The organism is Cecembia calidifontis (assembly GCF_004216715.1).
Classification (GTDB): domain Bacteria; phylum Bacteroidota; class Bacteroidia; order Cytophagales; family Cyclobacteriaceae; genus Cecembia_A; species Cecembia_A calidifontis.
On the sequence record NZ_SGXG01000001.1, the window covers coordinates 3,232,379 to 3,243,677 of the forward strand.

The following is an 11,299-nucleotide window of genomic DNA, read 5'->3' on the forward strand; positions in this document are numbered from 1 at the left end:
AAAATCTTTACGCACTTTTTCTGGAAGCGCTATTATAAAGGTAGGTGTATTTCATCAAAAATTTCATGACAAAAATCATCCTGCATTTTGATGTAAAAGGCATTGATTTTTATCGGGATATACTATTTTTCCTTTTCAAAAATCTATATGATGATCCAAACAGTTTTTTATATTTTCGCTATTATGCTCTTGGCTTGTTCCACTTTCTCAGAAGAAAAAACGAGACTGCATTCTACCTCCATTTATAAGAAAGAAAAGCTACCGGTTTATATTCCCTTTTCTTTTAAGATAGATCCTATGAAAAGGTTGTTGCTGGTGAATTTTGAAAAAGATCCCGATAGCCTTTACATTGGTCTGGAACCGCAATATTTCAATGATCCAATCAACGGTAAGGGGCTCTTGGTCATAGCATGGAGAAGGGACATGAAGATCGATGTATATCATGAAGCAAGTCTGAGTCCTGACCCTTCCAAATTTGACATTGCTGGCAATGGACTTGGCGAAATGCATGAAGTGGATTTTAAAAGGAAAATTTTTGAAATTCAGGAAAATGGAGTTCGGGCAGACATTATTTTTTCAGACAAGATGGATAGGCCGGTGGAAATTTTCATTGCTGAGGCGCATCCAAAGAAAAGAAAGCCTTTTGGATTATTGGCGCCCATGGGAGAGGCTGCCACCCATCCTTCCGCCATGCCTTTGATTTTGTTGCATGATTTTTATTTTGTCAGAAGAAGACATACTGATTACCATGTTAACATAAATGGAAAAGCTCACAAATTGGATAAATTACCCATTCCCATGGATGGTACTTGGATGTTGTTTGCCAGGTATTCACCGGATCCTTTTATTGTTACCTTTAATCCAACTTACACTGGTAAACTGGAACCCACAAAGGTATCAGATGATAGGTTGATTTGGCAAAGGAATGGGGATGCCATGGAATTGAAACAGGCAAGGGCAATAGGGGACAAGCATCAGATTGAATTGACTTTTTCCCCTGCTTTTCCCCAATTTAATTTCCTTAAGGAGGGAACTGATATAAGAGGCAAATTCGAGATCAAATCTTCTGAGCGTACGGGAAGGATTACGGGCACCTATCAGGTTACCTGTAGCCATGATGGCGTTCAAATAGAGCTTAGACCAGAAGGAGGCTGGCATCCAAAGACGGATAAGTTGTCTTTGAAATTCTTGTACAGTGTGGCCAAAACCTTTAAGAATTGGCCAAAGTCTTACGTTTGGTCCTCAAAACTTAAATTTAAGGATGGGGCTTGGGAGATGGATTCATCCTGGAAACGGATTTAGTTCATTTTTTTTTTAAAACAACCTCATGAAATTATTTTGTTGTGGTGGGTTTGTTTGAACGGGGTGTTGAGGATCAGAAATTTGGTACCTGATCTTATTTTTAGCTTTATTGCTAAGCATCTGTTGTTCCACTCTTTGGGAAAAATCTTCCAGTATATTTCTAAAGTTGATGTAGGATTTTACTGCTTTGTCTGGATTTACTCCCACTTCAGTTGGCGTCCCGCTTTCCAATTGTCTAAAATTCCATTCGTCTTGTAGGTAAAACCAGGTTTTGATAATTTCTTTACTGTCTGTTTGGTAGATGTTATCCATTAAGGAATCCATAAGCTCCAAAATTTCAGCTTGTAGCTGGTTAGGTGTAGGTGTTTTTTCTGGTAGGGGAAAATCATAGTTCCATTTTGCAAAAGAAATAGTTTTAAATCTCCCATCCAGTTGTAACTCGGATGGTGTAAAAAAATCTATGCCTTTTTCTTTCATTAAATCCGGTAGTTTTTTCATAAATCGTAAGAAAAGTTCGCTCTTTGGATTTTCTTTTACCAAGTCCATACAGTCAATCAAAAGACATAGTAAGTTATTTTCTGTGCATGCCTTTTCCACCCAATCCAACATGTTTGTGGTATAATCCCCATGGTTCTTGGCTTGCTTTTTTGGTTCTGATAATTTGAAAGCAAATAAATTGTCCGCGACTAAGATTCGGACAGGTTTCAAGCTTTCCGCTTCAAAAATGTTTGGTTTTAGAGTGGCCAAAATTTTATCTTCCATTTTTTTAGGTTGAATCCAAATTTTAAAACCCATTTCAGGTAATACCCTGCAAAGAAAGGAGTGAGGGTATGCGGAAATGTTGAGAAAAGTCCTGGGTATTTGACCAAATAGATTGAATACTTTTTGCTTTTGGGCCATGGTCTGTTGCATGAACTCATATTGGTATTTTTGGGAAAGTATGGAATGAGAATATGTCTGGGATAAAAATTCAACGTTACCCAAATCATTCATTTTTTTTAATTCTTTGATAATTGTTGGAGAGGAGATTTCCAAAAGATCAAGAGTTGTTCCTGAAAAGGAAAAACTTACTTTAAATCCCAAGTCAGTTCTTTGGAAAAATTCCAACAAGAGTTTATTGAGTGGTTTAAAACTCTTTGCCTCAAACTGTTTGATTGCTTCTGTATTTAAGAAAGTGTTAAAATAATTGTGATCCTTCCCGATTTCAAAAAACCGGTAGTCCTTAAATATAACGGGTTGGTGGGTATACAATACCAGTGACAAGGATTTCATTGGCCATGAAATTTAAAGTCTATTTGATCTGTTAAATGGTTCAATTATCCAGTTTATTTACGACTGGAACCCTTCGGCAATCAGACTGGTGGTTTTGATGAGTTTAAAAAGTAATTCGATTTTCAAGTAGCTAACTTATTGATTCAAAATTAATTGACTAACCATATGTGTCATATGATTTTCGTCATGCTTTCAAAAAAAATATTACTTTTTATCCCATACAGTTCGTAAAGTATTCAGTATGGAATTTCAATTAAGGAATTTTAAAAGCTATTTCCTTAAACCCTTTCTTTCCTCATAAACCTCTCCGGGAATCACGGCGCTTGCCTTATTCCCAAAATGATTGCGGAGAAAAGTGAGGATATCTGCCAATTCCCGGTCAGTTAAATGATCAAAAGCTGGCATTTCCTGATTATACTGCTTTCCATTCACTTCAATCTTCCCTGATAAACCGGCCAACATAAGGCGGATCAACCTTCCTTTATCCCCAACTACCCAATCTGTTTCTGAAATTGGCGGGATAAGATCTTCAGAACCCTTTCCCTCTGGACCATGGCAAACCAGACAATGGGTGTTATAGAGTTTAGCTCCTGATTCTAGTTCTTGGTTGATCCCATAGTTCCAGTTTTCATCCATCAGTGCAATGGCTTCAGATTCTTTTTTGAAAACAGGAAGCCCGTGAATAGGCTTTTCATTGTTTCCCATTTTCCTAATTCGGAGGATTCTGTCAGGTCCTTCAGGCAAGCCATCATACATCCATGGTTGGAAGCGGGGATGCCAGTCCCTGTTACTTGTGGAAAAATAGATACTCCCATCTGAGGCCACAGCGATATCCCTGATTCTTCCCAATGACTTTTGAAGAAAAATATCTTCTGATAAGATTTGGTTTCCTGTTTCATCCAGGTGCAATATTCTGATAGACATTCCTTTCATGGTAGCCAATAAAAGGCTGTTTTCCCACTCTGGGATTTGGGCAGTATGATAAAAGGCCAGTCCTGCAGCTGCTATTGTTGGCGTCCATGCTATCAAAGGTTCTTTTGTGGAATAATTTGAAGCGTATAGTTTTTCTTTTTCCTGGTCAATGTAACCATGCACCTCAGGCCAGCCATAATTTCCTCCTTTTGTCAGTAGATTGATTTCATCATCTGTGATGGCGCCATGGTCTGAACCATACAGTTTTCCATTTTTTCCGAATGCAAGGCCTTGGGAATTTCTTAAACCCTTGGCCCATACAGAACTTCCCGGGATAGGATTGTCTTCTGGGATGCTACCATCCAAATTCAACCGGTGTATTTTTCCTCCTGCAAAGGCATCATCTAAAACCAAATCAACCTTACCTACATCCCCTAAGGAAAAATATAATTTCCCATCTTCAGAAATGGCTATTCTAGAACCATTATGATAAGTAGCACCTGGCAAGCTGTCCAAAATTATTTTTGCTTGCCCAAGTGTCTGTCCATTGAAAGTGTACCTTTCTAATCTTGAAAAAATTTCTTCATCCAATCCTCCCTGTTCTTTGGCAAAGGTGTAATGGAGAAAAACCCATTTTTTTTCAGGATGCACTGCCATACCCAATAAGCCATAGGATTTTTTGGCGATAAGACCGGGGACTTGGTAGATCATTTTTTGCCTGCCGGTTTTTAGATCCAAAAGATGCAATGTTCCATTTATTTGGGTAAACCAAAGTTTACCATCTTCAGCAGTTTCAATATCCCATGGAACCTCTAAACCATTTACAATTTCAGAAATCTCTAATAAGGAATTGTCAAGTTGGATATATCCGACAACCGGAAAATCAGGATTCAAATCTTTTTTAGGTTGGCAAAATGGAAATAAAATGAATAGGCAGAATAGGCAGGTTTTGTTCATGCCGAAAATTAAAAATTAATTGTCTTTGTTTTGGTCCCTTTTATGACTTCTTAAGGCTTTGAAAGCAATAAAATGGGCGGTTTTATAATTGAGTCCTTCAGACTCTATAAGGAACTTGATGATCTCATCTTGTTTATCAAGATGCAATACCTTGATCATGGAAATCCAGTCTTCCAGGCGCATGCCGGTATTTTTATAAAGGATGTCCACTATGGAAGGATCGTTTTCATCCATAGATAGGTGGAGTCTTAAAGTAGGAATTTCAATTTATTGATGTTCAGCAATTTACAAAAATTATGTTGTATTCTGGTTTAAATTGTTTTTTTTTGACTAAAAAGGAAAATAGGGACAGGTTTTAGCCCAAATTTCATTTGAATGGGAGGTTTAACCAGTTGGAAAACAGTGTGATTTAGTAGTTTTTACACAAAAGCATCAAATTTGTAAGAGATTTATGTCTTCAAAAAAAACATTTTTTCAATTCTTTTTAAGGATTTCGGTCACTTGCCTGATGTTCTCCAATTGAAAAAAATTGGGATGTTCAATGGTATGGCTTACTTCCTCATGGATCCAGGTAATGTGAAAAGGAATGTGCACTGCATTGCCTCCCAGCTCCAGAACTGGCAAAACATCCGATTTTATGGAATTGCCAATCATCAGAAAGTTTTGGGGTTCGCAGTCCAAATGCTTGAGGAGCTTTTTGTAATCATTCACTTTTTTGTCACTCATAATTTCTATGTGATGGAAGTGTTTTTCCAATCCGGATTTGATCAACTTCCTCTCCTGATCCATCAGGTCTCCTTTTGTAGCCATCACCATTCGATAGGAACCATTGAGATCTTTTAAAACTTCTTCGACCCCTTCAATTAAAATGACAGGTTTGGCCAACATTTCTTTTCCTATTTCAAGGGCCTGTTCCACCAACCGGATGTGGGCTGTATTTTCAGATACCTTTAATATGGTTTCTATCATACTCAGCATAAATCCTTTGATTCCATATCCATAGAGGGAAAGGTTTTGGATTTCTGTTTTAAAAAGTTCCTGATCTACAGCATGATGGGGGAGGTAATCTTCCAAAAGTGAGCAGAATTTGTTTTCCGCCTCCCTAAAATAGGGCTCATTTACCCATAAGGTATCATCTGCATCAAATGCAATCACTTTGATGTCATTCATAGGATAATGTTTGAAAAGTTAGATTTGTCAGCTAATTTAATGATTGGAAAAATTTTCCTGCAGTAAATTTTTCCCAAGTATGGGCTCGATCAAATTCCCATCAATTTCACCTCTGTTCTGCAACAAAATATCCCAAGGCTCCATTCTAGGCTCATCAGAAAGGTCAAAAGTGCCAAAATGCATGGGGACGAAATATTTGCCTTCCATTTTATTGAAAACCTGTATGGCATCATATGGGCTGATATGTACTGGTTCCATAAACCATTCTGGTTTAAATGCCCCTATTCCCATCAGACAATAATCAGGTGCTCCCAAAGTATTTTTAATATCTTCAAAATGGGGACCATTGCCGCTATCTCCCATGAAGTAGATGGAGTATTTACCGTTTTTGATGTAAAATCCTCCCCAAAGTGTTTTGTTTAAGTCCCAAAGTCCTCTTCTTGACCAATGCCTGCTTGGAACATAGGTTATTTCTAAGTTTAAATCTGATAACGCGTATTGTTGAAACCAGCCTGCTTCCTGTATGGAATTGCCATTGATCCAGGAATCTATTGTTTTTTCCATACCAAGACCTGTAAGTATCTTCAGGTTTGGATGATTTTCAATAAGGTATTGAATGGATTTTTTATCTAGATGATCCCTATGATCATGGGATAAGAGGAGGTAATCTATTTGGGGTAACTTTTCCAATGAAAATGGTAGAGGACTTTCCCGTTTAAGAAAAATATTGTCAAAAAGCATAGGATCTGTTAAAATCACTTTGCCGTCTATCTGCATCAGGAAGGTGGCATGGCCGATCCAAATTAGGTAATCTTCGGAACTATCGAGCAATAGACCGTCAAACTCCATTTATAACCTCCTTTGTTCTTCCTTCTTTTCTTTCTTTTGAGGATTTTTGCTCAGCTGCCATTTTAATAGGTCTCCAAAATTTGAATCAAAAGGTTGGTATAAGTTGGTAAACCTCCCATTTTGATCCACGGGTGTACCTTTCCAGTTGGAGTGAGGTGCTACGGTGATCAAATCAGGGTTGTCAACAAAACCTTCTTCGGTTTCTTTTTCAATTACATTGTAGGCCACTAGGAAGAGTAAAAGGGTGATGGTAAAAAGAGATAATCTGATGATTTTTTTCATAATTCATCCCTAAAACACCTTACATTAGATATTTGTTCGCATTATAAATGGATGGGATGAAGCTTGTCCTGTAATGGACAATCACTAAATAGCCTTTTTTATTGCCTGTCCAACATGTATGAAAAGGCCTGAAAACTGTTCATGACCAGATTCTCCGTTTCATTAATTTTTAAAAGGCCAGATCTTTCACGGATTTTGAGGGATACCAATCCATGAAGCGTTGCCCAAATGGTATAGGTGGTTGCATCAGCAGTTTGTCCTCTAAAGTATCCGTTGAGCATACATTCCCGAACATTTTTTTTCAACATTTCAAAAACCGTTTCCCCTTCTTTCCAGCTTTTATCCTCTTCCTCGAGGATATGTTCCATAGGAGCTTTTAAGGTGAACATCAGGTCATATATGACGGGGTTTTCAAGGGCAAAGAGCACATAATTTTTTCCCATAGCTTTTAACCTGCCCATGGGATCAGCGATATTCATCACAGATTCCATTTTATGTTTCAGATTTTGAAAGCCTTCCTGATGCAAGGCATGGAAAATCTCATTTTTATCCTTGAAGTAATGGTAAATTATCCCGGGACTGTATTCAATTTGTTCGGCGATGTTCCTTATAGACGTTTTTTCAAAACCATGTTTAAAAAACAGATTCCTTGCAGCACCCAAGATTAATCCCCTTAGTTGCTCTTTTTCCCTGATTTTTCTTTCGGCTACTCCCATAAAAAGTTGTTAAACAGCCTAATATAAATAAACATTGTTTAATAAAGCAAGAAAATTGGCGTTGGAACGCAAATAAATACTGGTAATTTGGCTAAATTGAAAGTGATTTAAACTTTAATCTCAAACCCAAAACCAATTCCTATGCATTCAAGAAGAAATTTCCTGCAAAAATTGACCGCTACTGCATTTACGATTCCTTTGGTTTCCGGAGTTGTACCGGAAGTGTTTGCTCAACCTAAAAATGAAAATGAGAATGGAAAAGTCCTTAAAGTCGCATTGATGGGACTGGGGAGTTATGCCAATCGGGTGGCTGATGCCATGAAAGACTGTAAAAGGGCCAAAGTTACAGGGGTGATCAGTGGAACCCCGTCCAAAATCAAAGATTGGCAGGCCAGGTTCAATATACCGGATAAGAACTGTTACAATTACGAAAATTTTGATGCGATCAAAAACAACCCGGACATTGATGCGGTATATATCATTACTCCAAACGCCCAGCATCACGGGCAATGCCTGAGAGTGGCGGCAGCCGGTAAGCATGTGATCTGTGAAAAACCCATGTCCATCAATGCCAGGGAAGGAAGGGAAATGATCGCAGCTTGTAAAAAGGCAGGTGTACATTTGCTCATTGGATATAGGATGCATTTTGAAGCCAATACTCTAGAGATTGTTAGGATGAGAAGGGAGGGCGAATTGGGGCCTATAAGGTTTTTCCAAGGATTGAGCGGATTCAAAATCGGAGATCCTACCCAATGGAGATTGAACCGGGAATTAGCAGGTGGGGGAGCGATGATGGATATTGGTATTTATGCCATCAACGGATCAAGGTATATGGTAGGAGAGGAGCCCATATGGGTGACTGCCCAGGAAGTTAAAACAGACCCTGTCAAATTTAGGGAAGGGGTAGATGAGACCATTACATTTCAATTAGGGTTTCCGTCAGGTGCTATCGCTTCCTGTCTATCCACTTACAACATGAATTACCTGGATAAATTTTATCTGAATGGGGACAAGGGCTTTGCTGAGATGCAGCCTTCAACCGGTTACGGACCAATAAGATCATGGACGAATAAAGGAAGATTGGATTTGCCCCATGTGACCCATCAGACTACACAGATGGATGAAATGGCAGCAATAATTTTGGATGGGAAAAAGGCCATCATTCCTGTGGATGGTGAAGAAGGCTGGAAGGATATGGTCATCATTGATGCTATTTTCGAAGCGATCAAGACGGGGAAAAAAGTAGAGATTAAGTATGTCTAATCAGGTGAAATGAGGGAAAAGGTTAAATAGCCAAGGCAAAAGGGTTGTAATGTAGAATGAGGAATTAGGGATGGCTTATCAGGGTTGTCATAGTTGTCAAGTTGTTATGGTTAGAGCTTTGTAAATTTGGAGATTTTATTCTACATGGGTGGAGACTAATGCCAGTATAAAATTCAATGTTAGCCTTACAGCGTTAACCATTCCCATCCTTCCTGTAAGGACGGCCTACGTGCTGATCTTATAGAAGTGTAAAATGGGGATACCTATTATTTTCTTTTCCCTGACGATGAAAGCGTCAAATTTCGCAGGTTATTTGCCCCGGGCCACTGTCCGGGGAAGGGTGGAAGTAGGTTTTTTAGGAAATCCCAACTCCGATGGAGTTGAATTGTACAGTCGGATGTAGGAAGGTATAATTTATATCCGCGAAAACCCACCAAATCTTTTTCATCAGCGTTCAGTTGGAAAATAAGACGGATTTTTGGACAGAACGACAAGAAATATCTCCTTTATTAGCTTCAAAAAAGTATCAGTCCCCAAAGACCTGTTGGAATGCCTTGAGGTGTTCTTGCAGGTCTTTTTCGCTGAACAGGACCATACGGATTGTGCGTATATGCTGAAGTTTCGGAGATTCTTCAGCAAATGTCCGAAAAGCAATAAGGGCGGCTTCCGTAATGGGGTATCCAAAAATGCCTGTGGAGATGGCAGGGAATGCAATGGAGTTCAGTTTCTTTTCATCTGCCAATTTCAATGCATTTCGGTAGCAATTGGCCAAAAGTTTGGCTTCAGGCTTGTCTATCCCATAGACCGGTCCAAGGCAATGGATGACAAAAGGATTGGGCAATCCATGACCGGAGGTGATGACTGCTTCTCCTGTTTGGATAGGAGCCAAGGCTTTGCATTCCTCATATAATCCCGGACCTGCCTTTCGGTGAATGGCACCGGCTACACCACCTCCGGGAGCTAAATGTGCATTGGCCGCATTGACTATGGCATCTATGTCCGATTGGGAAGTGATGTCTCCCTCGAAGCATTCAATGGTTATTGGGCCTATTGTTGTTTTCATTTTTTATGCGTTAAGTTCAAGTAATATGTGCCATGTACCATGTGCCATGTACGAAGTACCAAGTGACCATGATAGACATTTAGAGTTAAGAGGTTCAAATGTTCAAGGTTCTGAACTCTGAACCCTATAAACTTTTACCCCTTTTCCCATTTCCCTTTTCCATTTTTCCTTTACTTTTTCTTCCTTCCGAAATTCGCCTTCCGAAATTCCCCCTTTCACCCATTCATTATAAAACGCCGCAATTTCTTTAGGTTGGCTGAGTTCCCTGTTTTTGATTTTCTCCCTCAGTTCCGGACAATCCTCAAAGTACTTTTCCAAATTGTTCATCTTCAATCCAAATATGCCTTGCGTTACCCTGATAAAATAATCTTCGTTTTTACGTTTGAAGAGGTCAATGGCATCAATGGTTGAGGATTCCTGATCCAACAATTCCCATTGATAATAGGTCAAAAAGCCACTTTCTTTGACTTTAAGAAATTGCTGTTTTCCCAAATCCTTTTGGCTCAGGTATTCGTTTTTGAACAGGCGGGAATAAGACAATATCCATTGGTTTTCGAAGGTATCTTCAGCCCTTGCATAGCTTTTGATCTGTTTGGGGCTGTATCTTCTAGTTCTGGAATTGATGTCTTTAAACCTGATCTTGGGATAAATTTTGGCAAAAGGAGGCTCTTTTCTGTCTTTGATGCTGCCCGGAATGGTGTCAAATGAGTGGGTAACCACAAAGCCGGGTTCAAAGCCTTTCTGAGCTGAAATCTCGGAGACACTGAAAAAAGCAAGAAACAAGGAAAGAAAAAGGATGGGTTTTGACATGGAAAGTCGATAGTTTTTGATTGGGTTTATGCTTTTGAATTTACAAAAAAAGTGGGTAAGAATATTTAAGTTTTAATGGAACAAGGTGACATAGCCTTCCCTTTTTGAAGTTTTTCGAGTGTGAATTTTCAGGCGGAAGACTGATTCCAACAGAAGTCGACAAAAGCTATCGATTTAATTCATTTTGATAGTGAGAAGAATAAAACAAAACCAAGCAAACCAAGCAATAAACAAGATGCCATTTGAATGATGATATCATATCCAATAACATATAAAGTTATAATTAGAATAAATAGTGCTAGTCCAAGGATCTCCCAAAATGGTTTTCCAATAACCTGAAGGGGCTGCGGAGCTGTTAGATTTTCGTTGGTATAGGGTCGAAAAAGAAATTGCCACTTTTCAATATCCCATATAAGCAGATAAAAAACAGCCAATAACATCAAACCTGTGATTATTGGCGTTCCAGTAAATCCATACGATACTGTGATGACAAATATGTTTAGGATAATCCCGAAAAAAACTGCTGCACCCAAACTTGCAAAACGTTGGGTCATCAATAAACCTCCAGCTAAAATCTGAGACCAACCTATGAAATTCCAATAAAGCCCGGATTCTGCCATAACCCTAAAAAAGTTAGATTGGTTCTAATTCTTGGAAGGGTTTATTGGCATCAAATGCCAATGGAATAGGATTCTTAGAGAGT

12 protein-coding genes are annotated in these 11,299 nt (G+C 38.8%); 2 read left to right on the top strand and 10 right to left on the bottom strand.

Annotated features, from left to right (window positions below; genetic code table 11):
- Window positions 1–297 precede the first annotated feature (297 nt).
- Window positions 298–1,302 (top strand): hypothetical protein, encoded by a 1,005-nt coding sequence (locus BC751_RS13935; protein WP_242617478.1) that lies wholly within the window; start codon window positions 298–300, stop codon window positions 1,300–1,302.
- Between the two features lie 12 nt (window positions 1,303–1,314).
- On the opposite strand, the gene BC751_RS13940 is transcribed toward BC751_RS13935, so the two are convergent.
- From BC751_RS13940 to BC751_RS13965, 7 genes are all read right to left on the bottom strand, one after another.
- Window positions 1,315–2,574 carry a polysaccharide deacetylase family protein gene (locus BC751_RS13940; RefSeq protein WP_130276091.1) on the bottom strand — a complete coding sequence of 420 codons (1,260 nt, stop codon included), beginning with the start codon at window positions 2,572–2,574 and terminating at the stop codon, window positions 1,315–1,317.
- A 270-nt stretch (window positions 2,575–2,844) separates the two neighbouring features.
- Window positions 2,845–4,380, bottom strand: coding sequence for a PQQ-dependent sugar dehydrogenase (locus tag BC751_RS13945; protein WP_242617479.1), 1,536 nt, complete (start codon window positions 4,378–4,380; stop codon window positions 2,845–2,847).
- 78 nt (window positions 4,381–4,458) lie between these two features.
- On the bottom strand, window positions 4,459–4,677 hold the full coding sequence (locus tag BC751_RS13950; protein ID WP_130276094.1) for a hypothetical protein: 219 nt from the start codon (window positions 4,675–4,677) through the stop codon (window positions 4,459–4,461).
- A gap of 240 nt (window positions 4,678–4,917) precedes the next feature.
- Entirely contained in the window at window positions 4,918–5,613 is a 696-nt protein-coding gene (locus BC751_RS13955; protein ID WP_130276096.1) for an HAD family hydrolase, read from the bottom strand.
- A gap of 36 nt (window positions 5,614–5,649) precedes the next feature.
- On the bottom strand, window positions 5,650–6,462 hold the full coding sequence (locus BC751_RS13960) for an MBL fold metallo-hydrolase (protein ID WP_242617480.1): 813 nt from the start codon (window positions 6,460–6,462) through the stop codon (window positions 5,650–5,652).
- On the bottom strand, window positions 6,463–6,744 hold the full coding sequence (locus BC751_RS22460; RefSeq protein ID WP_242617481.1) for a hypothetical protein: 282 nt from the start codon (window positions 6,742–6,744) through the stop codon (window positions 6,463–6,465).
- Between the two features lie 98 nt (window positions 6,745–6,842).
- Window positions 6,843–7,460: a TetR/AcrR family transcriptional regulator gene (locus BC751_RS13965; RefSeq protein ID WP_130276098.1), complete on the bottom strand. Its 618-nt coding sequence runs from the start codon at window positions 7,458–7,460 to the stop codon at window positions 6,843–6,845.
- 141 nt (window positions 7,461–7,601) lie between these two features.
- Between BC751_RS13965 and BC751_RS13970 the strand changes: the two genes are divergently transcribed.
- The gene (locus tag BC751_RS13970) at window positions 7,602–8,723 is read left to right on the top strand and encodes a Gfo/Idh/MocA family protein (protein ID WP_130276100.1); all 1,122 of its coding nucleotides are present in this window, start codon (window positions 7,602–7,604) and stop codon (window positions 8,721–8,723) included.
- Window positions 8,724–9,249: 526 nt separating this feature from the next.
- Here BC751_RS13970 and BC751_RS13975 read toward each other — a convergent pair.
- The 3 genes from BC751_RS13975 to BC751_RS13985 form a co-directional block, all read right to left on the bottom strand.
- Window positions 9,250–9,786 carry a macro domain-containing protein gene (locus BC751_RS13975; protein WP_130276102.1) on the bottom strand — a complete coding sequence of 179 codons (537 nt, stop codon included), beginning with the start codon at window positions 9,784–9,786 and terminating at the stop codon, window positions 9,250–9,252.
- Between the two features lie 102 nt (window positions 9,787–9,888).
- On the bottom strand, window positions 9,889–10,596 hold the full coding sequence (locus BC751_RS13980) for a hypothetical protein (RefSeq protein ID WP_130276104.1): 708 nt from the start codon (window positions 10,594–10,596) through the stop codon (window positions 9,889–9,891).
- Between the two features lie 179 nt (window positions 10,597–10,775).
- Window positions 10,776–11,216, bottom strand: a complete 441-nt coding sequence (locus BC751_RS13985) for a hypothetical protein (RefSeq protein ID WP_130276106.1) — start codon at window positions 11,214–11,216, stop codon at window positions 10,776–10,778.
- Window positions 11,217–11,299: the final 83 nt, after the last annotated feature.

Coding starts and splice junctions, on each gene's coding strand:
- BC751_RS13935 (WP_242617478.1), top strand. CDS start 298: ATGAAAAGGTTGTTGCTGGTGAATTTTGAAAAAGATCCCGATAGCCTT.
- BC751_RS13940 (WP_130276091.1), bottom strand. CDS start 2,574: ATGAAATCCTTGTCACTGGTATTGTATACCCACCAACCCGTTATATTT.
- BC751_RS13950 (WP_130276094.1), bottom strand. CDS start 4,677: ATGGATGAAAACGATCCTTCCATAGTGGACATCCTTTATAAAAATACC.
- BC751_RS13955 (WP_130276096.1), bottom strand. CDS start 5,613: ATGAATGACATCAAAGTGATTGCATTTGATGCAGATGATACCTTATGG.
- BC751_RS13960 (WP_242617480.1), bottom strand. CDS start 6,462: ATGGAGTTTGACGGTCTATTGCTCGATAGTTCCGAAGATTACCTAATT.
- BC751_RS22460 (WP_242617481.1), bottom strand. CDS start 6,744: ATGAAAAAAATCATCAGATTATCTCTTTTTACCATCACCCTTTTACTC.
- BC751_RS13965 (WP_130276098.1), bottom strand. CDS start 7,460: ATGGGAGTAGCCGAAAGAAAAATCAGGGAAAAAGAGCAACTAAGGGGA.
- BC751_RS13970 (WP_130276100.1), top strand. CDS start 7,602: ATGCATTCAAGAAGAAATTTCCTGCAAAAATTGACCGCTACTGCATTT.
- BC751_RS13975 (WP_130276102.1), bottom strand. CDS start 9,786: ATGAAAACAACAATAGGCCCAATAACCATTGAATGCTTCGAGGGAGAC.
- BC751_RS13980 (WP_130276104.1), bottom strand. CDS start 10,596: ATGTCAAAACCCATCCTTTTTCTTTCCTTGTTTCTTGCTTTTTTCAGT.
- BC751_RS13985 (WP_130276106.1), bottom strand. CDS start 11,216: ATGGCAGAATCCGGGCTTTATTGGAATTTCATAGGTTGGTCTCAGATT.